35 protein-coding genes are annotated in these 26,200 nt (G+C 49.8%); 14 read left to right on the forward strand and 21 right to left on the reverse strand.

The window, feature by feature from the left end; translation table 11 throughout:
• Position 1: 1 nt before the first annotated feature.
• From WN56_RS15460 to WN56_RS15485, 6 genes are read left to right on the forward strand one after another with little or no spacing between them, the layout of a single operon-like run.
• Positions 2–1,261, forward strand: a complete 1,260-nt coding sequence (locus WN56_RS15460) for an NAD(P)/FAD-dependent oxidoreductase (RefSeq protein ID WP_046075830.1) — start codon at positions 2–4, stop codon at positions 1,259–1,261.
• Positions 1,258–2,004, forward strand: coding sequence for a DUF1365 domain-containing protein (locus WN56_RS15465; protein WP_046075831.1), 747 nt, complete (start codon positions 1,258–1,260; stop codon positions 2,002–2,004). The genes WN56_RS15460 and WN56_RS15465 overlap by 4 nt, the downstream gene beginning before the upstream one ends.
• Before the next feature lie 2 nt (positions 2,005–2,006).
• On the forward strand, positions 2,007–3,248 hold the full coding sequence (locus WN56_RS15470) for a cyclopropane-fatty-acyl-phospholipid synthase family protein (RefSeq protein WP_046075832.1): 1,242 nt from the start codon (positions 2,007–2,009) through the stop codon (positions 3,246–3,248).
• Positions 3,249–3,251: 3 nt separating this feature from the next.
• Complete coding sequence (locus tag WN56_RS15475; protein WP_046075833.1) at positions 3,252–3,770, forward strand: DUF2878 family protein; 519 nt, start codon at positions 3,252–3,254, stop codon at positions 3,768–3,770.
• A complete protein-coding gene (locus tag WN56_RS15480; protein ID WP_052708135.1) occupies positions 3,767–4,300 on the forward strand; it encodes a hypothetical protein in 534 nt (177 codons plus the stop codon). Before WN56_RS15475 ends, WN56_RS15480 begins: the two co-directional genes overlap by 4 nt.
• Positions 4,297–4,845, forward strand: coding sequence for a DUF3833 domain-containing protein (locus WN56_RS15485; RefSeq protein WP_156146693.1), 549 nt, complete (start codon positions 4,297–4,299; stop codon positions 4,843–4,845). The genes WN56_RS15480 and WN56_RS15485 overlap by 4 nt, the downstream gene beginning before the upstream one ends.
• Positions 4,846–4,871: 26 nt before the next feature.
• On the opposite strand, the gene WN56_RS15490 is transcribed toward WN56_RS15485, so the two are convergent.
• A complete protein-coding gene (locus WN56_RS15490; protein ID WP_046075834.1) occupies positions 4,872–6,503 on the reverse strand; it encodes a DUF2813 domain-containing protein in 1,632 nt (543 codons plus the stop codon).
• Between the two features lie 200 nt (positions 6,504–6,703).
• Between WN56_RS15490 and WN56_RS15495 the strand changes: the two genes are divergently transcribed.
• Entirely contained in the window at positions 6,704–7,624 is a 921-nt protein-coding gene (locus WN56_RS15495) for a LysR family transcriptional regulator (RefSeq protein ID WP_046075835.1), read from the forward strand.
• An 83-nt stretch (positions 7,625–7,707) separates the two neighbouring features.
• Here WN56_RS15495 and WN56_RS15500 read toward each other — a convergent pair whose 3' ends face one another.
• On the reverse strand, positions 7,708–10,413 hold the full coding sequence (locus WN56_RS15500) for a bifunctional acetate--CoA ligase family protein/GNAT family N-acetyltransferase (RefSeq protein WP_046075836.1): 2,706 nt from the start codon (positions 10,411–10,413) through the stop codon (positions 7,708–7,710).
• Between the two features lie 283 nt (positions 10,414–10,696).
• Between WN56_RS15500 and WN56_RS15505 the strand changes: the two genes are divergently transcribed.
• Positions 10,697–11,182, forward strand: coding sequence for an SPOR domain-containing protein (locus tag WN56_RS15505; protein WP_167369751.1), 486 nt, complete (start codon positions 10,697–10,699; stop codon positions 11,180–11,182).
• Positions 11,183–11,411: 229 nt separating this feature from the next.
• Entirely contained in the window at positions 11,412–12,416 is a 1,005-nt protein-coding gene (locus WN56_RS15510) for a D-alanine--D-alanine ligase (protein WP_046075837.1), read from the forward strand.
• Here WN56_RS15510 and WN56_RS15515 read toward each other — a convergent pair whose 3' ends face one another.
• Positions 12,417–13,370: a tyrosine-type recombinase/integrase gene (locus WN56_RS15515; protein WP_046075838.1), complete on the reverse strand. Its 954-nt coding sequence runs from the start codon at positions 13,368–13,370 to the stop codon at positions 12,417–12,419.
• Positions 13,371–13,584: 214 nt separating this feature from the next.
• Between WN56_RS15515 and WN56_RS15520 the strand changes: the two genes are divergently transcribed.
• Together WN56_RS15520 and yciH are read left to right on the forward strand one after the other, a co-directional pair.
• Complete coding sequence (locus WN56_RS15520) at positions 13,585–13,953, forward strand: DUF3319 domain-containing protein (protein ID WP_046075839.1); 369 nt, start codon at positions 13,585–13,587, stop codon at positions 13,951–13,953.
• A 94-nt stretch (positions 13,954–14,047) separates the two neighbouring features.
• Positions 14,048–14,371 (forward strand): stress response translation initiation inhibitor YciH, encoded by a 324-nt coding sequence (gene yciH, locus WN56_RS15525; RefSeq protein WP_046075840.1) that lies wholly within the window; start codon positions 14,048–14,050, stop codon positions 14,369–14,371.
• Between the two features lie 69 nt (positions 14,372–14,440).
• On the opposite strand, the gene WN56_RS15530 is transcribed toward yciH, so the two are convergent.
• Positions 14,441–15,331 (reverse strand): alkyl sulfatase dimerization domain-containing protein, encoded by an 891-nt coding sequence (locus WN56_RS15530; protein WP_077579138.1) that lies wholly within the window; start codon positions 15,329–15,331, stop codon positions 14,441–14,443.
• Positions 15,332–15,563: 232 nt separating this feature from the next.
• Here WN56_RS15530 and WN56_RS15535 point away from each other — a divergent pair, with 232 nt between their 5' ends.
• The 3 genes from WN56_RS15535 (at position 15,564) to WN56_RS15545 (ending at position 17,398) form a co-directional block, all read left to right on the forward strand.
• Positions 15,564–15,926 (forward strand): hypothetical protein, encoded by a 363-nt coding sequence (locus tag WN56_RS15535; protein ID WP_046075841.1) that lies wholly within the window; start codon positions 15,564–15,566, stop codon positions 15,924–15,926.
• Positions 15,919–16,470, forward strand: a complete 552-nt coding sequence (locus tag WN56_RS15540) for an RES family NAD+ phosphorylase (RefSeq protein ID WP_046075842.1) — start codon at positions 15,919–15,921, stop codon at positions 16,468–16,470. Before WN56_RS15535 ends, WN56_RS15540 begins: the two co-directional genes overlap by 8 nt.
• A 496-nt stretch (positions 16,471–16,966) precedes the next feature.
• On the forward strand, positions 16,967–17,398 hold the full coding sequence (locus WN56_RS15545) for a phage protein (protein ID WP_046075843.1): 432 nt from the start codon (positions 16,967–16,969) through the stop codon (positions 17,396–17,398).
• A 20-nt stretch (positions 17,399–17,418) separates the two neighbouring features.
• On the opposite strand, the gene WN56_RS15550 is transcribed toward WN56_RS15545, so the two are convergent.
• From WN56_RS15550 to WN56_RS15615, 17 genes are all read right to left on the reverse strand, one after another.
• Positions 17,419–18,408, reverse strand: coding sequence for a DUF2971 domain-containing protein (locus WN56_RS15550; protein ID WP_046075844.1), 990 nt, complete (start codon positions 18,406–18,408; stop codon positions 17,419–17,421).
• Positions 18,409–18,583: 175 nt separating this feature from the next.
• Positions 18,584–18,748: a hypothetical protein gene (locus WN56_RS16905; RefSeq protein ID WP_156146694.1), complete on the reverse strand. Its 165-nt coding sequence runs from the start codon at positions 18,746–18,748 to the stop codon at positions 18,584–18,586.
• Entirely contained in the window at positions 18,738–18,899 is a 162-nt protein-coding gene (locus tag WN56_RS16910; protein WP_156146695.1) for a hypothetical protein, read from the reverse strand. Before WN56_RS16910 ends, WN56_RS16905 begins: the two co-directional genes overlap by 11 nt.
• Before the next feature lie 72 nt (positions 18,900–18,971).
• A complete protein-coding gene (locus WN56_RS15555; protein ID WP_231637469.1) occupies positions 18,972–19,205 on the reverse strand; it encodes a hypothetical protein in 234 nt (77 codons plus the stop codon).
• 97 nt (positions 19,206–19,302) lie between these two features.
• Entirely contained in the window at positions 19,303–19,716 is a 414-nt protein-coding gene (locus WN56_RS15560) for a hypothetical protein (protein ID WP_156146696.1), read from the reverse strand.
• Between the two features lie 74 nt (positions 19,717–19,790).
• Positions 19,791–21,077: a hypothetical protein gene (locus WN56_RS15565; protein WP_046075846.1), complete on the reverse strand. Its 1,287-nt coding sequence runs from the start codon at positions 21,075–21,077 to the stop codon at positions 19,791–19,793.
• Complete coding sequence (locus tag WN56_RS15570; protein ID WP_046075847.1) at positions 21,074–21,769, reverse strand: hypothetical protein; 696 nt, start codon at positions 21,767–21,769, stop codon at positions 21,074–21,076. The genes WN56_RS15565 and WN56_RS15570 overlap by 4 nt, the downstream gene beginning before the upstream one ends.
• The gene (locus WN56_RS15575; protein ID WP_046075848.1) at positions 21,769–22,218 is read right to left on the reverse strand and encodes a hypothetical protein; all 450 of its coding nucleotides are present in this window, start codon (positions 22,216–22,218) and stop codon (positions 21,769–21,771) included. Before WN56_RS15575 ends, WN56_RS15570 begins: the two co-directional genes overlap by 1 nt.
• 2 nt (positions 22,219–22,220) lie before the next feature.
• Positions 22,221–22,643 carry a hypothetical protein gene (locus WN56_RS15580; RefSeq protein WP_046075849.1) on the reverse strand — a complete coding sequence of 141 codons (423 nt, stop codon included), beginning with the start codon at positions 22,641–22,643 and terminating at the stop codon, positions 22,221–22,223.
• Positions 22,628–22,831 (reverse strand): hypothetical protein, encoded by a 204-nt coding sequence (locus WN56_RS15585; protein ID WP_046075850.1) that lies wholly within the window; start codon positions 22,829–22,831, stop codon positions 22,628–22,630. Before WN56_RS15585 ends, WN56_RS15580 begins: the two co-directional genes overlap by 16 nt.
• A gap of 10 nt (positions 22,832–22,841) precedes the next feature.
• Positions 22,842–22,985, reverse strand: coding sequence for a hypothetical protein (locus tag WN56_RS16915; protein ID WP_156146697.1), 144 nt, complete (start codon positions 22,983–22,985; stop codon positions 22,842–22,844).
• A 5-nt stretch (positions 22,986–22,990) separates the two neighbouring features.
• Positions 22,991–23,314: a hypothetical protein gene (locus WN56_RS15590; protein ID WP_046075851.1), complete on the reverse strand. Its 324-nt coding sequence runs from the start codon at positions 23,312–23,314 to the stop codon at positions 22,991–22,993.
• Positions 23,315–23,323: 9 nt separating this feature from the next.
• Positions 23,324–24,142, reverse strand: a complete 819-nt coding sequence (locus tag WN56_RS15595; protein ID WP_046075852.1) for a major capsid protein P2 — start codon at positions 24,140–24,142, stop codon at positions 23,324–23,326.
• Between the two features lie 254 nt (positions 24,143–24,396).
• Positions 24,397–25,053, reverse strand: coding sequence for an ATPase (locus tag WN56_RS15600; protein ID WP_046075853.1), 657 nt, complete (start codon positions 25,051–25,053; stop codon positions 24,397–24,399).
• Positions 25,053–25,568, reverse strand: coding sequence for a hypothetical protein (locus tag WN56_RS16660; RefSeq protein ID WP_156146698.1), 516 nt, complete (start codon positions 25,566–25,568; stop codon positions 25,053–25,055). Before WN56_RS16660 ends, WN56_RS15600 begins: the two co-directional genes overlap by 1 nt.
• A gap of 17 nt (positions 25,569–25,585) precedes the next feature.
• Complete coding sequence (locus tag WN56_RS16665) at positions 25,586–26,020, reverse strand: hypothetical protein (RefSeq protein WP_052708137.1); 435 nt, start codon at positions 26,018–26,020, stop codon at positions 25,586–25,588.
• On the reverse strand, positions 26,017–26,199 hold the full coding sequence (locus WN56_RS15615) for a hypothetical protein (RefSeq protein WP_046075854.1): 183 nt from the start codon (positions 26,197–26,199) through the stop codon (positions 26,017–26,019). The genes WN56_RS16665 and WN56_RS15615 overlap by 4 nt, the downstream gene beginning before the upstream one ends.
• Between the last annotated feature and the right edge of the window lies 1 nt (position 26,200).

Consider the following 26,200-nt stretch of genomic DNA (forward strand, 5'->3'; position numbering starts at 1 on the left):
CATGAAAATTGCCATCATCGGCTCAGGCATTGCCGGTTTGACGTGTGCTCATTATCTCAATAAACAGCATGACATCACCTTGTTTGAAGCGAATGATTATTTGGGGGGCCACACGGCCACGGTCGATGTCGACGTCGCCAGTGGACAGTACGCGATTGACACCGGGTTTATCGTTTTTAACGATCGCACATACCCGAATTATGAACGTTTACTCAATGAAATTGGTGTGGGTCGTCAACCTTCTCAGATGAGCTTTAGTGTTCGCAATGATGCGAATGGACTGGAGTATAACGGGCATAGCCTGTCCTCGTTATTTGCGCAGAAGCGTAATGTCATCAATGTACGCTTCTACCGCTTTTTGGCGGAGATCATGCGATTCAACCGCCTCGCGCGCGACGCACACGAAACGGGGGAGGCCGAGCGGCAAGGCGCACTCAATACACTGGGCGACTTTCTCAATCAACATGGGTTCAGTGATTATTTTTGTCAAAACTATATTCTCCCCATGGGCGCGGCTATCTGGTCATCTACCTTGTCGGATATGCGTGGCTTCCCCTTGGCGTTCTTTTTACGTTTTTTCCAAAATCACGGCCTGTTGGATATCACGAATCGGCCGCAATGGTATGTGATCCCCGGAGGCTCACGTGAGTACGTTAAAAAGCTCACGCCTGCCTTTGAGGATAAGATCCATCTGAATTCACCCGTGACAAAGGTCCGCCGGACCCCTGATGCGGTGTGGGTGACGACAGAAGCCGGTGATCAGGCGTTTGAGCAGGTGATTTTTGCGTGTCACAGTGATCAAGCCTTGGCCATGCTGGCTGATCCCAGTGAAGCGGAACAACAGGTGCTTGGGGCGATTCCCTATCAAGACAATGAGGTTGTGCTTCACACTGATACGTCGCTGTTGCCTAAGCGTCAAGGCGCGTGGGCGAGTTGGAATTATCATTTACCTTTGTCAGACAAAATAGACACAGAACCAGCGGCTTTGACCTACAATATGAATATATTGCAGTCAATTCAGGCGCCTGAGACATTTTGCGTGACGTTAAATCAAACCGACAGGATCGAGCCGAGTAAAATTCTTAAGCAATTTGTCTATGCTCACCCCGTGTTTAATACCGACAGTGTTGCCGCACAGCAGCAGCGCCATCGGGTTAATGGCCAGCAACGCAGCTGGTTCTGTGGCGCCTATTGGTATAACGGCTTTCACGAGGATGGTGTGCGGAGTGCGCTTGATGTCGTGGAGGGGATTAATTCGTGAGTGAGTCGGTTTCAGCACTAAATAGCGGTTTGTATGTCGGGCAAGTGCGGCATCGGCGTTTTAGCCCGATAAAACACACGTTCAATTACTCGGTGTTTATGCCTGTGATTGATCTTGATGAGCTCAGTTTGCTGGCATCACAGGTCAAAGGGTTTCGCTTGGGTAAGTGGGGGTTAGCTGCCTTTGATCATCGCGATTATTTGAATGGACAAGCCGACACCAAAGCGGCATGCATCGATAAGGTTCAGGAACTGACGGGCGAGCGCATTGAGGGGAAAGTGTATGCGTTGTGCCAGCTACGTTATTTGGGCGTGTATTTCAGTCCGGCCAACTTTTATTACCTCTATGACCAAGCCCATAACTGGCGTTATTTATTAGCCGAAGTGAGTAATACCCCGTGGGGAGAGCGGCATTATTATGCCGTGCCTGCGGGTCAGCGGTATGAGCATGACAAAGCGTTTCATGTCTCTCCGTTTAATCCCATTAAGCAACGTTATCACTGGCGTCTTCGCCCTTTAGGTACGCGGGTTCACTTGCACCTCGAGGCTCACCGACAACAGAAAGAATTCGACGCCACACTTGGACTGCAGCGACGTCCATTTACGTCAAAAACACTGAGTAAGTTATTGATCCGGACGCCGATGGAAACAGTAAAAGTTGTCATTGGTATTTATTGGCAAGCGCTCAAACTTTGGATAAAGGGCGCACCGTTTTATCCGCACCCGAGTGCGAAGAAGGAGTAATTATGTCTGCAACGGACGTACCTCAGAGTCAACGCACACTGACACGTAAAGAGCACTACGCTAAACAGTTGGTTTATACCCTGCTAGCACATGTTGATGAAGCGTGTATTTCGCTGGTTGATGAGCAGGGCCAAACCTTACAGTGTGGTGATCCTCAGGCACAATTACATGCATCCGTGCTGGTACACGACCCACGTTTTTACACCCGGATTTTAACCGGCGGTAGCATTGCGGCGGCCGAGGCTTACATCGATGGTTGGTGGGAATCACCGAATTTGACCGACGTAATTCGCGTATTTGCTCGCAACCTGCCTGCTATCGACAGAATTGAAAAGCACACTGGCTGGCTGGTGGGAATAGGGAACAAGCTGGCTCACTGGCGCAATCGCAATGAAAAAGAGACCGCACGCCGCAATATCGCAGCACATTATGACCTCGGCAACGACTTGTACCGTCATTTTCTTGATGAGCAAATGCTATATTCCAGTGCTATTTACACTGACAAAGAAATGACCCTAGAGCAGGCCCAAGTGGAAAAGATGGACCGGCTGTGCCGACAGCTGGCGCTGACCTCAAACGATCATTTGCTCGAGATTGGCACTGGCTGGGGAGGAATGGCGGTCTACGCGGCTAAGCATTACGGCTGCCGCGTGACCACTACCACGATTTCACAAGAGCAATATACTTGGGCAAAAGCCTGTGTCGAGCGAGAAGGGCTGGAAGATAAGATCACGCTGCTACAAAAAGACTACCGTGATCTGACCGGTGAATACGATAAACTGGTTTCGATTGAAATGATTGAAGCGGTGGGGAAAGAGTATCTAGATACCTTTGTCCGTCAATGCCAGTCATTGCTTAAGCCCAGTGGTTTAATGGCCATCCAAGCGATCACCATTGCTGATCAGCGCTACGAGCATTACAGCCGTAACGTCGACTTTATTCAAAAGCATATTTTCCCCGGAGGGTTTTTACCCTCAGTGAGCGTATTGTTGTCTCACCTCACCGCTCAAACCGATTTTGTGATCAGAGATCTAAAAGACATCGGCTTGGATTACGCACAAACCTTGGCTGATTGGCACACACGCTTCAATCAGCAGACGGAGGTACTGCGCGATTACGGCTATGACGATCGTTTTGCACGTTTGTGGCGCTATTACTTTTGTTATTGTGAGGGCGGCTTTAAGGAACGTACGATCAGTGCGGTCCAGCTACTCCTAAGCCGTCCTGCTTGGCGAGAGGCATAATCTGTGCGCTTTGTCGTTATCTCTTTATTGTTCAATGTTTACTGGTTTTCGGCGGCGCTTGGCCCGCCGAGCTTTCAGTGGTTAATGGTCGCGATGCTACTGGGCGCGATCTTTTATGACCGCAGCGTGATGTGGGCCATTGCCGTGCTTACGCCTGTTGGGTTGATTGGAGATAGCTTATTACTCCACACACAGTGGTTGGCTGTTGAGGCCGAGTACGTTGTGATGCCGCTGTGGCTACTATTACTCTGGCTAGGGTTTTGCAGCTTTGCGTGGTTAATGCGTGAGCTTATCCTCGCACGCGCATTTTGGTTTATGGCGGCGCTGGGCAGTTTGGGTGGCGCAAGCAGTTACTGGGCAGGAGAGCGTTTAGGGGTTTTAAGCTTCCCAGAGTCCATATGGGTCACTGGCGCGGTGCTGATTGGCACTTGGTTAGTCTACAGCATCATCCTGATTAACCTGATGCAATGGCTGCAACACCAGTTAGATGTCCGTTCTGCCGCGACAAGGAGAGAGCCATGAATAAGTGGGTGAAACACCTTGTATTAATGCTCGCGCTCGCAACGCCTTACGCCACCATGGGGGCGACCTCGTCTTCAATGACATGGCAAAGCTGGCCACAAGTTGGCGAAGCGACGCTAACTTGGGGCTGGTGGACGATATATCAGTCATCACTGCGCTCACCGACCGGGCGTTATCAAGCGCAAGCGCCTCATGCTTTAGTGATTACCTACGCGCGCGATATCAGTGACCAACGACTGATGAAAGCAACAAACGATCAATGGGAGCACTTGGGCTTTTCGGAAGCACAACGAACGCGTTGGCAACAAGCGCTGGACAACGCATGGGGAGAGATAACAGAGGGCGATCGTCTTGCGTTTGTTCGCCACGCGCAAAAGGGCGTTTTTTACGCTCAGCCAAAAGGGAAAGACTGGGAAGAGACCTTGACGGTCAAGGACATCGAGTTGGCAGATGCCTTTCTCGCAATCTGGTTATCAGAAGACACTGACTATCCAGATCATCGTCGAGCATTATTAGGAGAAACGCCATGAGACAAGTGACGCAGACGATAGGCAAAATTCTGACGGTATTGGTGAGTGCTGTGCTATTGGCGGCGTGCTCTGCCGACATTGAAGACTATCAAGGGCGCAAGCCAGACTTTAACTTGTTTGAGTACTTTGAGGGACAAACAAAAGCGTGGGGCATGGTACAAGATTTTACCGGCGAGCAAACCCGACGCTTCGTTGTCGATATCGACGGTGTGGTAGAAGGCGACACACTGACACTGGATGAATCCTTTGTGTATGCTGATGGCGAAACGCAAACCCGGGTTTGGACGATTAAACGTCACTCTGATGGGACTTACACGGGGACGGCGGGCGATATCGTCGGGACAGCAACAGGTGTTGTGGCGGGCAATGCGCTTAATTGGCGTTATGATTTAGTGGTTCCCGTCGGCGATAGCGAATATCAGCTTCACTTTGATGACTGGATGTTTCGGCAAGACCAAGATCGCCTTTTTAACGTTACCTCAATGCGCAAGTGGGGGATTGAAGTAGGCAAAGTCACGCTGTTTTTTGAGCGGGTGGAGCAATAGTTCGCGAATACGACGAGTCAGAGGCGTTAACCAACACCTCTGGCCAAACCGATTGCGCGTTGAATAATCCAGCGCAGCAGCTTGGGAATGGGTGCTTTTAACTCATTCTCGGTATAGGCGATGATCGCCAACGCGGCGTCAGGCTTGGCATAGCGTTTTAAGGCTTTGGCGATAATACGTTTGTCATTCATGTGGGGCTGTTGACTGGTGACGCCGGCCATGTCGCGAAACAAAGGCTCATAACCGTTGTTGTACAAGTAGTGCTCAATATCTCTATCAGGCAGCACGGTTAAACGCGCGCCCTCTGGTTGATGCTCTATTTGCCCGCGCGCCGTCGCAGCGTACTTCTTACCAGCCATATCACCATCCGCCACCAAATGCCATTCAATACCTAATGCTTTTGCAGCCTTGATAAGCGGGCGTAATCCACTTTGGGCAAACTCGATAAGGTGTACACCCTCTGCAGCTAAGTCATAACCTTGCAATCGCGCTAGCTCGTTAAACAGCCATATCTCCGTTTCTCCTTCCACCAGCAACCAGCAGCGTGCAAATAGCGCACTGGGTCGGTGAAAACGGACATGGAAGGTCACGCGGCGGCGCTCGTCTTTGCTAAGAAGGTGAGGCGGTACTTGGTGGCTATGCGTTTCAGTGGGGTGTCGCACCAGTCGGTGAATATGATCCAGTTGTACGCCTGCGAGCAAGTCACCGCTGTTTGTGGTGAGCAACTTTTGCATCGGCATCAACTGAATCAAGCGCCACGCTTGATTCAGTAAGGTTGGATGAAGTCGCCCTTCTGGATCTTCAAATAACATCACTGGCCGCGCATTACGTTTGAGCTGTTTTGGCCCGCGCGCCCGGACAAATGCACTCAATAAGCCCATGAGCACGAGCCGACTTTGATTAGAGGTATTGGCGGCCACCGCTTCGAGCGGGTGCATTTGGTTATGAGTGATGGCTAATGCGCCCGGGGCATGAATGGGATAAGGATCGCGGTCATGCTCGTAGGCGGCAAAATAGTGATCGAGCAATTGACGCATGGCATGCAGGCCACTTTTTATCTCGCCTTTATTCACATGGCCGGGCATCATCAACAGGCGGCGATAGGTGTTGTCTAACCGCTGCTCAAGGCGGGTGTTATCTTTTGTCACTGCTTGCCCTGGCACGCGCATGCGTCTGGCATCACGCACACGAACAACTGGGTGAATTTGCATTAGGTGGCTGGCGAGCGCGTCGCTGTCTGCTTGCTCAATAATATCGCCTTGTGAGGATAAAAACTCTCTCCGTACCGCGACTTTACTTTCTTGGATGGTGGCGCTTAAGCAATAATCAAGGGTTCGACACCCCGCGTTGCTCCCATTCCAAACGTGTTTAAAACGACGATAGCGGCGCGCCTTATGCTCACCGGGAAAGCTCTCTTGCCAGCGAAGGATGATTTGAAACTGTTGTTCAGGCAAGACACCTAAGACATGGTCAACGTGAAAGTCCGACCGTTTAAACTGGGGTTTATCGCCACTTGGGTGCAATGCAATTTCTAGCGCATCAAGCAGAGACGATTTTCCCCATGCGTTTTCACCGATTAAAACGGTCAGTTCATCTACTTGCAGTGACAGGCGATTTATACCACGAAAGCCTGCTATTTCAATTCGGTCTAGTCTCATCGTCACCTCTGTTTTACAGTATGACACCTTCACTAAAAAGGAAACCAAACCCGTGATGGTTTTGTGCTATATGCCTGATTTATTGCATTTAAGCGAGCGCATGTTAGCGCCAGATTTGCGATATGGCGGTGAGCCAAACCCTGATATAGTGTTTAACATGAGTTATCTCGCCCCTAATGGGCAACGACTAAGAGACCGTCATGCTATCATTTGAAGCTTTGCAAGTGCTTGATGCCATTGAGAGAAAAGGAAGTTTTGCCGCGGCAGCTGAATCATTGAATCGTGCGCCATCATCGCTGAGCTATCAGGTTCAGAAGTTGGAAGACGAGCTCGGTTTAGTCATCTTTGACCGTTCAGGGCATCGTGCAACCTTCACCGATGCCGGGTATTTATTAGTTGAACGTGGGCGCATGCTGTTGAACGCAGCAGATGAAATGGTGGCCGACGCCGCTTCTCTGGCGCATGGTTGGGAATTAGAAATTTGCTTAGCGTATGACGGGTTATTTAAAAGCCATTTCTTCTTTCCCTTGATTGAGCGCTTGGCGAAAAAAAGTAATACACGCCTTAAGCTGTCGGAACAAATATTAGCAGGATGTTGGGAAGCGCTGGCTCAAGACCGCACCGATGTGTTGGTGGCACCCATTCCCGACACAGTGCCGCAGGGCATCAAAGTTCAGCCTTTGGGCGATATGAGTGCCTACTGGGTGGCAGCGCCCGACCATCCTATTCACAAAGAAGCGCGTCCCGTAGAGCCTGATGTACGAGCCAAATATCGCGGGGTGGCGGTGGCGGATACCGCGCGAGGTATGCAACCTAAAACCTTCAATGTATTAGAAGACCAACCACGGCTTACTGTCAGCTCAATGCACGATAAGTACGCAGCCATCTTAAACGGACAAGGGATCGGTACCTTACCTTGGTTCTGGATACAAGATGACCTTAATACGGGTCGTTTGAAACGTTTAAAAGGCGGAGAGCCATTCGAGTTAACGCTCGGGCTGGCGTGGAAACGCAACCGAATGGGCAATGCTAAGTCATGGTTAGTACGCCAGCTTCCCAAGCTACTTGAACCCTACTTACAAGCTGGGGATATGCCTATTGCTGACAAGTCGATGAAATAGGGGGACGCTCGCTCGTCTTTAGCCGCGATCAGTGAGTCCGATCGCACGGCGTACGAACACAGTCGAAGACCGCCGAGACGCTCTTAATCGTTAATCGGCGGGTTTGGGTGCAAAGACAGTTGCATATCGACAATGCCATCTTCCATTTGCACATCAATACTAAAACCACATTTTTGTGCCAATGCGATCATCCCACGGTTATTGGGCATGGTCATCCCGGTGATCCGCGACAACCCCGCTTGACGACCATAATCGATGATGGCTTGCATGAGCACGCGACCTAACCCCACTCCTTTTAGGTCGGAGCGCACGAGCACGGCAAACTCAGCGTCGGTGTTTTGTGGGTCAGCCAGCAAGCGTGCTACCCCCCAAATCTCTTCTTCGCCAGACGCAAGATGACAAGTAGCCACGATTGCCATTTCACGGTCATAATCAATTTGGGTTAAATTAGCGAGCGCTTCATGGTTGAGCTCGCCGACGTCAGAAAAAAATCGACGATACAAATCTTCTTCGGACACTTTTTCTACGAAGGCTTTGTGCGTCGGCTCGTCTTCGGGGAGGATGGGGCGCAGCAGAATGGTCTGCCCGTTTTTGAGTTGGATAGACTGCTCAAGCTCTTTCGGGTAGGGGCGTATCGCTAACCGCTTTTGTTGACTACCTGCGTAATCGCGCAATCGTAGGGATGCATCCAAAATAGTCAGCTCATTGCCAGACACCAATAAAGGATGAATATCGAGTTCATCAATTTCGGGGCAATCAATGATCATCTGTGACAGGGTCACTAAAAAGCGACACAAACTGGCAATATCAATGGAGATCGGAAAACCACGTTGTTTGATTTTGCCGCTCTTTATCGCGCCAATGACCAGATAACGTGCCAATGCCATGTTTAATGGCGGGATCGCAACGGCGGCATCTTTGGTCACATCCCAATCCGAGCCTCCCTCACCCAGCAGAATAATGGTACCAAATACGGGATCGTTGCTGATGGTGACCCGCAATTCTTGCGCGCCAGCGCGGGAAGCCATGGATTGAACAAGTAAGCCTTGAATTCGAGCCTCTGGGAACGTGACCGCGACGCGATCAACAATTGCTTGGGCGGCATTTGCGACTTCGGCGCCGGTGCGTAGATTGAGCATCACGCCTTGTACATCGGATTTATGGCGAATATCTGGGGAGCGGAGTTTTACCGCCACAGGATAGCCGACTTGCTCGGCAATTTGTGCCGCCTCGACGGAATCGGTGGCGAGCCATGTCGATATCACTTGCATGCCATAGGCTTCGAGCAAGGGACGGACTTCATGGGTAGTTAAGGTCAAATGCTCGATATCTTCTGCTTGATCGATAAAGGCGCGAGCGGCGGGCAAGTCGTAGTCCATACTCCCGGTTGAGGTGGGCGTTTCCATTAATTGCTTTTGATTGCGCCTGTATTCTACAAGGTGCATGTAGGCGGTGACGGCGCTTTCGGGTGTGCGATAGGTCGGGAACCCGGCGTGGGTAAAAGCGAGACGCGCGACCGTGGCATCATCGCCTTCGCCTTGCCAGTTGGTCAGAATATTGAATCGACGCGCGCGCGGGTTTTCTTTGAGTGAATGGATTATGGCCTTAGCGGTCGCTAGTCCTGGTGCCGTGACAGAAGGAGAGTGCATGATGAGCACGGCATCGGCATCGTCACTGTTTAGTACGATATCAATCACCGCTTGATATCTTTGCATGTCGGCGTCACCAACAATGTCAATGGGGTTAGTTTGCGACCAACTTTTGGGAAGGACCTGGTGCAATGCGTCGAGCGTCTGCTCGCTGAGCGTGGCCAGTTTGCCACCGGCATCCATGAGCGTATCGACGGCCATCACCGCCGGCCCACCCCCATTGGTAATAATCGCAAGGCGTTCTCCGCGAAGTGGTACCGAGTGAGAAAGCGTTTCAACAGCGGCAAAAAGCTCGTGGGTATTGTTGACACGTAGCATCCCAGAGCGGCGAATAGCCGCATCATAAGCGGCATCTAAGCCAATGTTGGTATGACTGAGCTGCTCGAGTGCGACAGAGCCACCTCGTGTGCGGCCACTTTTAAGCACGAGAATTCGTCGATTACGGGCAGCGGCACGAGCAGCTGATATAAATCGGCGCGCGTCGCGTATAGAGTCGACATACAGCAAAATGGCGTCGGTTTTACTGTCGCGACAAAGAAAATCGAGTAACTCTGGGAAGTCGATATCGCTCGCTTCACCGAGCGAGATAAAGGTGGAAAAGCCGATGCGTTTGTTCCGCGCCCAATCTAAGATGGTGGTACAAACGGCGGCTGATTGAGACACAAAGGCAATATTGCCTTTATTGGCGGGTACTGGCGCAAACGACGCATTGAGATTGAGCCAAGGTAAGATCATGCCAAGGCTATTGGGACCGAGCACCCGCATGGTATACTTCGCCGCGATCTGTTGCATCGCGTCGTACTGACTTACCCCCTCAGCATTTAATTGCCCCCGCATTCCCGCTGCTAGCACAATCACGAGCTTTACTCCGCGCTCGCCAAGCTGCTCAATAAGAGGAGGCGTGATCTCGCCACGCGTACAGAGGATGGCCAAATCAGGTACCAAGGGGAGATCTGCCACTGTTTTGTAGGCCAAGATACCGGCGACCGCTTGGTATTTGGGTGTCACGGGCATGATAGGGCCTTGGAAGCCGCCGGATTGCAAATTGCGTGTAACAACGTAGCCTGCACGACCACTGTGATCAGAGGCGCCCACCACCGCGATGGACTTTGGCTTGAGGAGTTGATCGATACCGGCCATGATGCCCTCCGTTGGTTTGACGAGTGCTTGCTTGTGGTGCGCAATGGCGCAAGCGTGTTCACAAGCCAGTTTATCGGTTCGCGCTTGAATTCAACGGTTTTTTTTAACGCAATGTGATCTCGGCATGGCAGAAAGTGAACCGTGAGATAGACTAAAAAACGATGTTTAACATGACTATCTGTGAGCTGTAGCCGGAAACCTCGTGCAAGAGGATAACTTTTGGTTGAATGGCTACTGGGTCGGGGGCACAATGAAACAAACTTGGATAACTGACAGAATCACAATGAAAAAATTGGGCTTACTGGCCATCGCGATACTGCTAACTGGGTGCAGTAGCGGTGGCGTTACCACTGAAATCTACAGTCAGACAATTGAATCAACTGACAAGCGCGATACCGCGCAAACGGCAGACGCCGAGCCAATGATGAACACGGCCAAGCCTGAGCCGAAGCCGGCACCGAAAAAGCAAACGGTGAAATCAGCGACGCAAGGCGCTGGGTATACCATCCAAGTCGTTGCCCTTAGCCATGATAGAGGGTTCAGTGATTATGCCAAACGGCTTCCGAGCGACCAGCCATTATGGAGCAACAAAAAAATGGTAGATGGTTTGCCTTGGTACACCTTGTTGTATGGTGAGTACCCAAGCCGTGATGCGGCCAAGCGTGCGATTAAAGCGCTGCCACAAACGATTCAGCAATATGGTCCTTTTGTACGCGATATTGGTAAAATAAAACGGTCTTCAACACCTGAGATGATCCGTGTAAATTAATTCGCAAATTGGTGTGGTTGAAAAGAGCTGGCGAATGCCAGCTTTTTTGTTGCGTGGCGTTTATCCCTGTATTGTGGAGACGCATTGGCAGCACAGATTGAACAAACCTGCAGCAAATGGGCTCTAATCAACCAATAAAACGTCTCTGATAGATGAAAGCGAAACGGCATTTGTCTACTATGGCGTTAATGTCCGAATAGCGCGTTTCGACGCGTGATGAGAGAAGAAAATGACCAAACTCAACCTGCTTTTGTTATGCGGCGGCGGCGGGGCAGAACATGATATTTCCCTCGTGTCTGCTCAGTATATTGAATCACAATTGGCTAAATTACCGCGCATTAAGGTGCATAAAGTTGAAATGACCCAAGACGGGTGGCGCCTTGATGATGGCATGCGCTGTCACCTCGATACAGATGGCAACCTGTGCAGTAAAGTAGAACACACGCAAATTCACTATGTCGTGCCTTGCCTTCATGGCTTCCCGGGCGAAACAGGCGATATTCAGTCATTACTGACGATCACTGGCCTTCCTTATTTGGGGTGTGACGCGGAAGGCAGCCAGATTTGTTTTAATAAAATAACGTCAAAGCTATGGTTTGATGCACTGGGCATCCCCAATACTCCCTATGTGTTTATCACCGACCAAGGCGAGCAGAGTCAAGCACGTGCCTCCGCGTTTTTAGCCGACCATCAGGCGGTGTTTGTGAAAGCGGCGAGCCAAGGCTCCAGTGTGGGTTGTTACCACGTAACGGATGCAGCGCAGCTACAAGCGCGGATTGCCGATGCATTTACCTTCTCGGACCAAGTACTGATCGAAAAAGCCATCAAGCCGCGTGAATTAGAAGTGGCGGCGTTTCAAGTGGGCGGTGAAATAATCGTGACGCGCCCTGGGGAAATCCGTTGCCCTGAAGGGAGCTTTTACACTTACGAAGAAAAGTATAGCGAGGGTAGCCACAGTAATACCTACATTGAGGCAGAAGATCTGACCGAAGAGCAGGTCGAGGCAATTCGTTCTTACGCACATCAAGCATTCAAGCAACTACGTTTAAAAGATATGTCGCGTATCGATTTCTTCTTAACGGAAGACAACGAAATCTTAGTTAATGAAATCAATACGTTTCCTGGCATGACACCTATTTCTATGTTCCCCAAACTGGTGGAGCACCATGGCTTGGCATTCCATGAATATTTGGCATCCTGTATTAGCACGGCCACGGGCCGGCGGGTTAATTGATTAATCGGTGAGCTTTTTGCGTCGGTAACGCGACTTGGCTTGCTCACTAGCTACCGTGTTACCGACATATTGCGCTGGCATGGCTGGGCTTTTCCAACGTCCCATATACTGAATTTGTTTAATGGACATTCCCTGTTTCGCCAGCGATCGGCTCGCTCCCACACGCGGTGACTGACCAGAGAAAGTGACCGACTCGTCTAAAAGTGTACTGGCTCGGCGGAACACGCGATAGATAGAGGAAGGGTCGAGAGGCGCTTCTCCTAGGTGACCATGTTTGTTGATTCGACGCAGTAGGGGACCTTGGCTGATCCCTGTTTTTTCGAGCCAGTCCATGAGCAGCGTTGCGACTGATTCAGACAGCGGCACGCGTTGCTCTTTCACCAAAATGAACGCTTGGCCTTCAGCGGTGACAAGGTCCTCCACCGACAGGGCGGCTAATTCACTTCGCTTTAATAATCCTTCATAACAAAGCGACCAAACCAAACGGTCTCGAATATCCTTTAGGCGCTTAGAGCTTGCAAGCTGCTGATTTAAGCTAGCTAAGTGATAGGCTTGAAAAGGTGTGGCTTCGCGGCTTTCCGGTAATTTCTCTTGCAGAAGGCGCGCCATTGCGTACTTCACTTCTCGATGCTTGCTCGGGTCTTTTAATTGGTGAAGCTTGTGCACCAAACCGACGGTGATAACCATTCGCCGCACTGCAGAAATCTTGCGCTGGTTCGCCGTTATTTCAGCAAAGCGGCGCAGTGTGGTGACGGCACAAGGAAGGGGCGTCACGTTTTGTTCCTGACAGAAAGCAACGAAAACGCGCCAGTCGTTGCGATAACTCAATAGCGAGTTTTTGCTGTAGGCGTTTTGTGTGATGGACGACCATTCTTCAATGCTTAATGCACCAGTGTTAAAGCGAGTTTGACTTGCTTCAATGTCACTTGGGTCTAATGATAATAATTTCTTCATAATGCACTATAACTTTTTATTGTTAGCACTAATATATCAGACATCAGTGCAAATTGTTTGAAACATATCTCAATTTGCCTATTACTCGGTCTATCAGCGGCTTAGGCTTGATGAAATTGCTCGAACAACACGTGATAATAGTCTAAAAATGAAGAATGTTCGTAATCCATTGCATACATAGGTATCGGATTATTGTTCGCGAAAGGAGAGAGCCATGACTCGACGCCTTTTTCATCGCGGGTATGCGATTGAGAAAACCGAGGGCAGCGGAGACATTACAGAAGAATACCGCGCTAGGTTAGGTGGAAAGGTGATATCAGGCAGCCTACAAGCGGTGAAGAAATCAATTGAATGGTGGGCGGACACCAGTACTTTGGTTGATCCTGCGGATCTCGAGGAGGAAGATGTAGACGGCACCGGAACGCGCCAAGTCGAGGAATACAAGGGCTTTCGTATCATGAATGATAACCCTGATAAAGACAGCAAAGGCTGGTATATGATTGTGCGTGGTAATTTGATGAAAGGCTCGCTGCCTGCGCTCAAACAATTTATTGATAAAAATGCAGAGCAACTCCGTGCTTAACACGGATAGTCACCGAGTTGCTCATCCTGTCACTGGCTGCTAAGTTGATTCAGCTTTGATATAGTGAGGTCAAACGCTTCAACGAGACAGAGTTATGTCTGACAATAATCATTTAGTTTACTCGACCGAAACGGGCAGAATTAAAGCCGAGCCAGAAAAGCCAAGCCGACCTAAAGGTGATGGCATCGTTCGTATTCAGCGACAAACAAAAGGGCGCAAAGGCAAAGGCGTCAGCCTGGTAACCGGGTTGGATCTTGATGATGGCGCGCTGAAACTGCTGGCCGCCGAGCTTAAAAAAGTGTGCGGGTGTGGTGGCGCAGTCAAAGAGGGCGTCATTGAAATCCAAGGGGACAAGCGTGATACCCTCAAGGCGCATCTAGAAAAGAAAGGCCATACGGTGAAACTGGCAGGTGGCTAGGTGTTAAAAACCACATCCTAATAGAAGTAAAAAAGGCAGCCCACGCTGCCTTTTTGTATTCCGCCTTATTTAAACTTGGCCTTCAGCATCAATCAAGGCATCAAAGCGCTCATTACCATGCAATGATTCAAAGTCCGCTTCTTCACGGGCGGCTTCGCGCAGCGACGCACTTTCTGCAACCGCCAGCTCTAAGTCAGACACTGCCTGATCTTCAGCCCCCAATCGCGCATAGGCGCACGCACGCTGGAAGAGGGCGTTGGCATTACGTTCATCCACTTCCAGTACGCGGTTACTGATGCTAAGCGCCCAATGGTATTCGCCCATTTCCATTGCCGCATCCGCCTTATGGGTGAGCGCCTCGAGGTCTCCAGGGCGGATTTTCAGGATTTCATTGTAAATTTCCATCCGCTGCTCAGGCGTCTGCGAGTGTTGAGCGCGTAGCCATAAGTTATGGATCTCGTTGATACGCTCAATCTCTTTATTGTTTTCTGCAATAATGCGTGTTTTACGCTTCAAGTCCCGCTCCAAGGCTTGGAACTTGCGTTCATATTGCTCTGCAATCTCTGACAGTTGTTGATCGGCCAACTCTTTGGTATTGGTTTTTATATCGCGCAACGACTGCCAACCAACCAATGCAATCAATGAGGCCGCACCGGCTATCAAATAAAAGAAGTAGGTCACCGTCACGTTGGCATAGTTCAATGACTTATCCGCTACGTCCAGCTCACGATCGGTAATTTCCGTCACCATTCGCTTTTCTAGCGCCTGGAAATCTGTTCTTAAGTTTCGGATTTCATCCAAAACGTATCTTTCCATCAACGGCTTATCGTAGATACTTTGCTCAGCATACGACGTCGGCTCTTTCGCCGCTTTGGTATGCTTGACATCGTTTTCATCTTCAGCAATAACACTGAAGCTTGCCAACGCCACGAGCAAACAAGCCCAAATGTGCGCTTTCATGGTTATCCTTATGTAACGAATCAGTTTAGAACTAGCGAGACTTTAGCAAACCTTCTGCAGACTAAAAAGGTTAACAGGTGGAATTCGCCGATAAGATGACTTTTCACAATCCGTCGCCCTACACGTGCCATGATTGGCACGTTAAGCAAAGCGCATACTCGCCTTGACAATAACCATACTGACAATCATATTGGATGTATATAAGTCAAATATTGTTGACATGGTGAGCGAAATGAACCAATCCATTTTAGATGCAGTCATGAACGCAGAAGGTATCGTCGAACCAAGCAAAATGGCCGCGTTCTTCCATACCAATTTGAAAGAAATCGCGTCTTTGTCTGGATTACCTTATTCCACGTTAAGCCGCACAGAGCGATACTCAACGATCAAGGCACAGCAACAACTGCGTAACTGCACTGAAGTGATCAACCGAATCCTTCCGTGGACGGGGAATGAATTTCATGCCTACGCATGGTATCGGAGCGAAGGATTACCAGAGTTTGGCGGATTAACCGCAGAGCAACTGGTTAAACACGATCGAATGGACGCGCTGAGAGCCTACCTTAACCATACGAGCGAAGGCGGTTATGCGTAAAGAAAAGCTACAGGAATACCTATTTCGCTTTGAAGGTGCGGTATTTCGTGGCCATAACCCTCGCTGGTCATACGCGCCTAACAGTGGGGAAGGAGCAAGACGCAATGGTGGGCGCTTTAACCCCAAAGGCGTTGCCGCTCTGTACACCTCATGGTCTCAATCGGGTGCATGGGTAGAGGCTCAGCAGGGGTTTCGTTTTAAAGCTCAGCCTTTGACAATATGTCAGTATGATGTCGACTGTGACAATGTACTCGACCTGACCGATGAGACAGTGCTGCTAAACTGTGGCATCAAGCCCTCGACGCTAAGCTGTGCTTGGTTAGATCAAGTGACCCAAAGCCAAACTCCCGATAGTTGGCACTTATCGAAACAGCTTATCAGTGCAAAGGTCAACGCCATTATTGTGCCCAGTTTTGCGCGTGGCGCCACCCGAGAGATGAAAAACATCGTATTTTGGCGATGGAGTGATACGCCACCCAACATGGTTAAAGTGATTGATGACTTTGACGAGCTGACGCTTCAATGCGGTAAAAGTATAAGATAACGCAGATCTTTTTGGCTTATCACCGCGCGCTTGGAGCAGCTTAGGTCAAGCGGAGCATTTGAACTTAGTTGATTAAAGAAAGTGGTGATTAGCTATTTTATGGTAAATGGGCACTTATGTTGAATCGTCGCGTCAGAATACTCAAGAGGGAGAAAAATGGAGGTGAGGAGTCAAGGCGCTTGTCTTATCAATGCGAGTCGTCATCTGATCAATACTTTATTTAACATAACATACATAATGCGCACTTAGGGTTGATTTATTAACAAATAGAGTTTTTTACCATGCCAACTTTAATAATAACTCGTAAAATCAACCACTTAAAATCATCATTCCTTGTTTTTGAAACTCTTATTTGTATCGTGTTGCTTATGCCAATGATTTCACAGTTTCAAATAACTTCAAAATCAGCGGCATTATTTCGCTTTTATCGATTATTTGCGCGCCTATCAATCGAAAAAAACCAAAAAATTAAAGACGTATTTGCGAGGTTTGTCACATGATGATTGACGCTTTCCGCACGCTTTTTTGGCGAGAGTTCACGAGTCTCGATGCTGGCGCTCAGTATTTTCACGTAAAACCTATCACCGTCAAACGTTGGCTTGACGGCTCTATTCCCCCTAATCCCATGGCTGAGAAGCTATTGATAATCAAAGCGCGTGGCTACTTACCTAACGATACGCGCTGGGCAGGCTTTCGTATCGATGAAAAAAACGGTTGGCTAATCACACCAGAGGGACGCGCTTTCAACCCAAAAGATTTAGACGCTTGGCCACTATGGAGGGCTGAATACTTAGAATTTTTACGGCGCTACGGCCACATTCAAGGCCCTATCAAGGTACAACCACCCCGCGAACATCCCAAGCCATTTCGAGGCGGTAGGCGCTGTGAGCCAGTGCCGTGGATACCTATTAAGGAAAAACTAAAGTAATTTAGTATATGTTGGCTATACTATCCGCGATATTTATAGCCAACGTACTCTATTTCTACGTCTTCTAAATTATTTATTACACAAAATCGTCTAATATCTTCAATTGAGTTTTTATTATCAGGGCCAATAATTATCTTTTTTATATATTTTCTGATATCTAATGTGAGGTATGGTGCTATTCCATATTTAGTGGCTCTGTAATTTAAATTACCCACTATTCCTCCCCAAAGAACCTTTGCTTCATTCACTGCTTTTTCACACTTTGACTGCATTACATCAATTTCTTTTTCTTTATTTACTCTATTCTCTCCGTGATAATTTGAGAGCTGGTCTTTCATATCACCAGCAGTAAAATCAATCTTCTTCTTGAGCTCTAAAGCCTCATTAAAAACTCGAAAATCATCAATATTTACCTCTGTTAATAGCCTCAGCTCACTCTCAACAGAGTATATAGGATCCTTTATCAAACACGACAGTGATACTATCGCTCCGATAGTAGATATTAAATCATTAGGGTCGGAATCTTTTTTTGACATTTCACAGATACGATGTATCTCGTCCTTTGACAGCAATTCCGTTTTAATTAACTCTTTGAAGTTTTCACTGTCATATGTAACAGGTGAAAGCTTCATCATTCTAAAGTCATGCTCTCCATTATCACAAAAATCCTTTAAAGAGTCCTTGTCAAACCCTAGACAAAAACCCTCACCATCAGATGCATATGATCGCCACTGAGAGAGATCATTTTCTTTGTCAGAAAATGAACACGAAAAATAAATTATATTCCTAGTTAAATATCTGACCCTCTCCATTATTTCACGTGCTTTTTCATCGTTATATCTAATTAACAGCTCACCCTCTAAAACTTTTAGTCCTAGTTCTTTTTCGTGAGGATCGTTCATTTTGCTAATGTCAGTTAACCAAATACCTCCTCCTTGAAGAATTCCAAGCAATGCCTCTTGTGTCGTGTAGTGATAGATCAATGCAGGGTTATCTACTTCTGTTTTCATCTCTAATAAGCCTTAGCTATCTATGAACGCATAAAAAAGAAGCCGCAGTTTAACACTGCGGCTGAAGGAGAGAAATAGGGCTTATTTTTAACAGCCCTCAACTGAAGGTTTTTCACTATAACAAAATTAACGCCCTAATTTTTGCGAGTCGCCACTCAAGATATCGCATTTTCCACTAAAAAAGCTTTCTCTGCTTACGTGCTGTCGCGCCTTTCTTGCCTGCGGTGCGTAACTTCTTCCGCATCATTCCCGCCCACCGCTTATTATTTTTCCATTTTTTCGCCGTTGCTTGGCCGCCTTTTCGGCCTGCTTGGCGAACTGTCATTGATTTACTCGCCATACCGTACCCCCTCGATTACTCGCAAACGCTTTTCATGATCTGCGAGTGTGTTTTTCATCCAGCGAATATCGACTTTTAGCGCGACCACGGTTGCGACGCTGGTCACTAAGCCTGTCATGCCGGACATGATTAAATATTGCGTTAATTCCATGGATTCCCCCGACGGCCAACCGCTTTTAATACGCCTAGTGTTAGCCAAATCAAAAACAGCACCAGTAAGAAATCACTGTTTTTCATTTTTCGCGTTTTTGTATTCGTTGCGCGCCACTTCATACGCGCCGATTAACGTAGGCACGGCCACGCCGAGCACACCGCCGAACTGTAAGCCGTCATTCGCCACGGACACGGACACTAAATCACCGTACCCGAGTACGCCAGCCGCCGCACTGCCAAGCAGTGCAAGCCCCCGCCACGTACTGCCTTGGCTAATGTATTCTTTGAAAAATTGCGTAATCACTAGATCACTCCTTTTGTCTTGAGTTGTTTGATGATGATGCTGCCCGCAACCATGGTGATGACACCGACCACCACGCGCGCGGTTAGCTCTTGGCTTTTCATGCTAGCTGCACTCCTTTGGCTATCGTGTCTGTGTCGTAATAGCTGGCATACTCCGCGCCATTTTCAAACGCGACCATCGCCGCGAGCACTGGCACAATGTTACTTGCATCAATCACGCTATTCGGCGCTAGCCCTGTTTGCTCTGCCACGTAACTGATATAAGCGGAGGTATTGTTTTCGCTCTTTGGTGCCCAGCGGCAAATCACTCCGGCCAAGGTGTCGAGGCCGTATTTTTCGCGGTAATTTTCGATAATCCGCGCCGCCGCTCGAAAGCCGTAAACCGGACTGGAAAAAATGGCAAAGCGCCCATCATGGCCTGTTTGGCCGTGCCAATCGTTATTTTTTTGATATTCGATATTGAGCGGGTTTTTATTGCGAATGCCGCGCTCTTTATCACCTGATACCGTCATTGTGTTTTTTCCTGTCTTGAGCCGTGCCAGCATTAACAAAACGGCTAACACGGCAAGTGTTAGTGTGGCTTTTTTCATACGCTGTTTGGGTTGTGGCAGGCTTCTGCCTCCCACGGCTCACCGATTTCTGTTTCTACTTGTGGACGGTGAGCGATTCGGTCTGTGACCATCGGCCAGTTAGTGACAAAAATTGATGTTGCACGCATTGCTACCACGTCTTTTGCGTCCGCAACTTTTTTACCTGTTTCATCTAAAAAGAGCGCTTTGGAATAGTCAAAATACACATAACCGCTTTCATATCCGACTAGCCCCACCCCTAAAACAGGCCGCCGTTTTGTACCGTCTTTTAACTTAAACGACGGCATATTAAATGTGACTTGCGAGGTGAAGTCGTAGGTTATCGGTAAATCACACGCTTGATACTCCCAACCCATACCCTGCGCCTCTTCATCACCGCCAAAATAGCCGTTCATGATGCGCGCTTTAACCTGCTGTTTTGTGTAGTTATATTCAACTGGCACCGCTGTAAACACTGGGTTTACACGAATAAATTCAAGCGGTTTATCAATAATATTTAGCCCACCGAAATCGGGGATGTATTGCCCGTCACGGCCAACGGAATATTTGGTTTTCACAAAATCGGCGCGAATTGGCTCAACGCTTAGGCTTTTATCACTACTTTTGAATTCGACGGTCACTATATAGCGTCCGTCAGCGCTTTTTATAGATGTGCCGAGTTTCGCTTCGTATTCTTTTGGCTCGTCGTTATTATTTTCTATATCTACCCATTCAGAGTATTGATTGCCAACGCCAGCCATAAACATCATACCGCCGCCGCTGGTTACATTTTCAAAGGTGCTAGCTGCTATCAGTCGTACCGCTCCTTTTCCCTTGGCGTTAAACTTGACGCGAAAGCCGTACGTTTCATCATCTGCAAAGTTTTCGCTGTCAATTTGAGGGGCTTGCACCGCCTGATGCCATTGCATCCAGCCATTTATAAACATTAAGCCCGACCCTGCGTAACCCAGCTCATAATCATACGAGTTTGTAAACATTGTCCAGCTTTCCGAAAGCTCCCATCGCAGTTGTAACCAACTATCTTTGGCCTCTTGGAATAAAAACCCGCCCATACCGTAAAAATCGTAAGCCCCTGTGTCATATTCGTTGTGAAACTTACTCCAACTGAATTTGGATTTTTTTGGTTTTTGGACGTTTCTGGGAATCCAATTTAAAAATGATGGATTGCGTAGCAAATTCATCGCTGGCTTTCGCTTGGCATACGCCAGTTCACGCGCTAACCATTCGATTTTGTTTCGGTTTGAGCCCTCAGGTAGTGCGGCTGGTAACTCTTTTTCGTTCATGCGCATAGCTCCACGATGTTAATTGTTGTTTTTGCTTCACCGACAAAGACAAGGCCGCCTGTGATGCTGGTTTCAAATGCCTGGGTAATCGTTAGGCCGTTTGTGTCGGCCTCGGCATCGTCGGTGCTTGGGTAAGCCGTTACCTCTGCGGCTGGCGTGATGGTCATCGACAAGCGCGCGGCGTTGGCTTCCATCTCTGCGCGTCCGTTCTCGTCGAGCGTGAGCGTTTGCGTTTGCCAGTGGCTTGGCTGTACGGGTCGCACGTTTAGCGGATTTTTGGCATAGACGGCCACGGTTTGGCCGTTTTCAAACTTGACGCGCGGCAGTTTGCTTATCTTTACTGCTGGCAACGCCTCGACGTTAACCGCTGGCAGGCTTTCCACCGTCACGGCTGGCAGGCTTTCGACTTTCACAGGTGGCATTTCGCGTACTTTAACGCCTAAATTCTCCGGCGAGGGCTCAAACTGCCCAAAGCCATAGCGCACACGCACCCAGCCCGCATCGCCCAGATTTTGCACGGTGACGGTGCCACGCAAGTTTAGATTGCTGATTTGGTCACGCGCGTAAAGTGTTTGCACGGTCTCGCCAGCTTTGACCAAAAGCCCCGCCGCTGGCGCTTCCATGATGTACAAAAACGTGCCGGATACCGGAAAATCAAAGGTTTCGCGCGCTTCTACAAATTTCTCAAACATTAGTTAGTTCCCCGCACGGCAAAAAATGTCACCGCCGACATGCCGACCACCGACAACGCGACAATCCATAAATAGGTTTTTTGCTCTGACTCTTTGCCGCCGCTTTCTTGATCGCGTTTTTTCTCTGCCAGCTCTTTGAGCGCTTTGATATTTTCCGCGTTTTGCTCGGCTTGATTACCTGCGAGCCCTTGCAGCATTTGCATGGCTTCCGAGCTTTGCACGGCTTGCGCTTGCATCGCATCCGCTGTTGTTTCGGTGACCGCGTTTAACGATTCTTCGGCAAAATCAAACGAGCGATTAACAGAATCATGGTCTGTGACCGTGGCGTTAATAGTCGAGTTATTGACGCCCGAAATCGCCACGCCAAGGTTATCGCCTTGAATGGCGTTCTGGCCGCTGACGTTCGTGTTAACGTTTTTTGTTTTGCTGCTACTTGATGAACCGCCCATGTTTAAAGCTCCAATTTATGCATGGTGAGTGGCGGCAAGCCCTCCCCCTGCTCTATTTGTGACACCGTCACACCATCAAACACGGCTTGCAGCCGACGCACGCCGCGCTTTGCCGTCTCCCAAACAATCGCCTTAAATCCGGCTTTCTTTGCTTGCGCGATTAGCGCGCTAATGCCACGGCGTAGGCCACGCCCCCCAACGGCGAGCAAGTGATAATCGGTGCCGACGGTCTCCCCGACGATATAAAGCGCGGTGTTTTCGTCGTGCGCGAGATACACCCCCGCCTCACCGTTTGCGATCATTTTGCAAATATCGGCAAAGTGCTTTTGGCCGTTTTCAAGGTGCGAGTAGGCGCGCCGCAACTGCACGGCGGCGGCGCTGGCCTCGGGGGTGTTTGGCGTGATGAATGTTAAGCGTGTTTCCATGCGTACCACCCGCCCACAATCAAAAGCGCAATCAGGAACCAAGACGGAAACAGCACGTTACCGAAATGGATATTTCCGGCGTTCTGCGTGTTGCTGCTCTGGCCGTAAGCGCTGGAGGGCCCCGCCCCCCAATCTAGACTGTTTCCTTTTGCACCCTTGGCGAGCGCGCCCATTGCTGCTGGATTCATACGCGCCCCCTTATTTGTTCTGATACAAGTAGTAAAACGCGGCCAACAGCAAGAAAAGCCAGAGTTTTTTGGACAGTTCAGAGCCGAACCAGAGCCCCAGACCGCCCGCCGTGGCGGCTACTGCCGCGTAACCTAACGGAATCGCAAATGGCATGGCGCTTACTCCTTTAGCATTAAAACCAAAACAACGAGCAACAGGAGCCCAACGCCGCCGCCAATCACGTAAGGATTCGACAGGCTAAACCCTTGCTGCAACGGCTGACCGTTGGGAGTTTGTGCTGGCTCCGGTGTGCGGTTATCTTCTGGATTCGCCGATTCTCTGGCCGCTTTTTGGCTCTCGAACCAGCCGGACGCGACGTCTTTTGTAATATCGACGGCATCATCATAGATACCGCCAATCAGTTCGCCCGTTGACTCAAGCATTCCATCAAACCAACCGCCGCTGACATCTGCGCTATTGGTGTTCTTTTTCGAGATGGCCATTTATCCCCCTTAACCGTTGCTGGGTAATGGCTTCACTTGCTTGATGCCTTCAATGAGCACATTCACTGGGCCGACCTTTTCTAAGTCCAACTCAAAGCCGAGTTGGCGCTGTGCAGCCGTATTGAGCTTGCCCTCAGATCCAAACCCAAAGCGCACAAAGTCGAGCGAGAAATAACCGCTGTTTTGCTCAAGCCCCACCACACGCAAATCAAAGCCGTTATCTTCGCGTGTCACGTTGATTTCTTCGACGTCATCACGCACGACACGAACGCGCGCAATATCATCGGTTTGAAAATGCATGCGCTTAATGGCGTTGTAGGGGCTGCGCTCGGGGTAATCGAACAACTGGCGGCCAACTTTCGAGCCATTCCACGTAAAGGTTTTCAGCTCGGGCAGAAAATAACGCTCTTGCTGTGCGGCGGTGGTGTGCGCGCGCGCTTCGATGGATGGCGGCGCGGCGTCGCCGTCTTTGTTTTTGAGCTGGATGTACATCATCCATAGCTCGCCAGGCAGCGTGACTAGCTCGCCGTGGCGGATACCTTGCTTGGTTTTCATACCCAAATCAGCAAACGGGATGATATAGCGCCCATCTTCGACGTAGTTACCGCGGTGCTCTTGGATGTCCACCAAGTCTTGGCCTGTTACATCGACAACTGGCGAGCCGTTGAGCGTTAGACGGACATAATCAATATCGGCTGGATCTGTGATGTTCGTGACCAGCTCAATTTGCTGGTACGTGGGACCCGTGACCAAGCGCAAGTGTGCTTGGCGTCCCCAATAGACGCCCTCGACTGGATCCAGCTCTTTAGGTCGTGGATTGTAAAACATGCTTCGCTCCCTTAACCGATCGCGTCTTCGACTGCATCAACGTTATTTGATGCCCACACAACAACCGCCGCGACAATCGCTGCGAGTCCGATAGTGGTCATAGTGGTTTTTTTCATGGTTTTGCCCTTTGTGTGTTTAAAAAGCAGTGATTAACGAGCCACTATCTCAACACTCCCCGCCGCCATACTTTCAAGCAAAAAAAGGGCGGGAGCCTATAGCCCTCGCCCTTTTTAATTTGTGACTGTTATCACGTTTTAGAAGCGAATTTTTCCGCGCGTCCAGTCTTTGCCGTCCTGCTCGATGTATTCAAGTTGCGCCAAGGTGGCGATTTCTTCCGCTGGGATGCCGGTTTTTTGCTGGATGTATCGCGCCGAGTCATCGGTTTTTTGCATCAGCACCGCGCAGCGGCGGCAGTTGTCAAGAATCGTTTTGCTGACTTCTTGGCCGCGTTGGAACAAATTGATCGTGTGAATGTTAAATTTTCGCCCCACGCGCAATAGCTGGCCGTGGTAGCCGCTGGCCTTGCCTGCGGTTTCGGAATGCTCCGCGACTTCTTCCAGTAGCACTTTTAATGCCTGCTTGCTGCCGTCACCCAGCGCCCACGCGAGCTGGCAGAACTTGTCAAAGTCGGCGGGCTTGCTGGGGCGTTTGGGGTGCCATGCGATACGAAAGCCTGATTGTTTACACCGCGCCGCTAATGCCGCTTGGTACACATCGGCGAGCTTATCAAAGGTGCGTACCGTGAGCCCTGCGAGCTTGCCCTCATAATCGCCGAACGGGTCAAAAATCAGCACGTGATCGGTTTTTTCCAGCGTGTGCTTTTTCGCGTAGCTGGTTTTGCCGCTTTCTGACATGCCAGCAATCCAGATATGGCCGTTACGTAGCGCGTTGTTAGCGTTTATCGGTTGCATTAGGCCGCGTCCTCCTTGTTCTCGTTCTCGTCGTCATCGTTGGCCGCTTCATCGGCCTGCATCGCGGCCAGCGTGGCGGCGTCTTCGGCCTGTAGGCGTTTTACTTGGCCGACAGATTCAATGGTCAGGCCGCCAACGGCTTTAACCGCCATGATTTCCGCCTCGTATTCGGCCAGCCATGCCGGAAGCATTGCGCCGTACTTAATCAGCGCGGGGGCACAATCACGCGCGACTTGCTCGCGGCGTTCGTCGCTGATTTCAAAGCGCGGATGGACAAACGCTTTGATTGCCTGCTCAATCCCCATCAGGGCGAACATGGCTGACATGGGTGCCATTTCGGCGGCGGCCTGTTCTGCCTGCGCTTCGGCCTGCTCTGCCTGCTCGGTTTCGGCCTTGATTTCGGGATCGTTGGCGGCGTCATACGCGGCCAGTTCTGCAAAAAGTACGTCTTGCTCCGGACTTGCTCCGGACTCCGGATTTACTACGGATTGCTCGTTGTTTTCTGTGTGCTCCATACCTAGCCCTATTTTCATTATGTTTGTGGTTTTTCTTTGAGTTTCGCGGCCAAGGCCAATAGGCCAACAAGGCCGCCCACGATGGCGGCCACTAGGGCGAACGATGCCGCGCCTTTTTTGCCCTCGGTTTCGGCCTCGCTCGCTATCATTTCGGCATCATTGGCGGCCTCTGCCGCCATGATTTCCGCCCCTGTCTCGCCCTCGCTTTCGGTCTCTTGGCCGAGTGCTGGCGCGGCCTCGCTGGCCTCCAGTGCTTCGAGACTGTCAAAGTGATCGGCAAAAAAGGCTTGGGGCGTGTCGCCGTTGCGCTGGTCAACGCCGCATTTGTCACAAATGCTGTAAAGCGTTCCGGCGCGCGTTCCGGTGGCGCGGTGAATCGTCATCACGTCACCACAGCCGCAGCGTTTAACGCCTATGGCCTCGTTTTTGGTTTTGCGTTTGGGTAGTGTCACTGGCGCGCCTCCAAATCATCTAGCCGCTCTTTGATGCGTTGTAATTCATCAACGATGCCGCGCATCCACACGATTAAAAGGCGCAGCGGTGCCGCGACCTTTGCGCCAACCATTGGCGCGGTGCTTAGCGTTTTGGTTTCTTCTTCTAGCTCGTTGATTAACTGACGTTGGTTATCCATA

The sequence above is a fragment of the Salinivibrio sp. KP-1 genome (genome assembly GCF_000968645.1).
GTDB classification, from domain to species: domain Bacteria; phylum Pseudomonadota; class Gammaproteobacteria; order Enterobacterales; family Vibrionaceae; genus Salinivibrio; species Salinivibrio siamensis.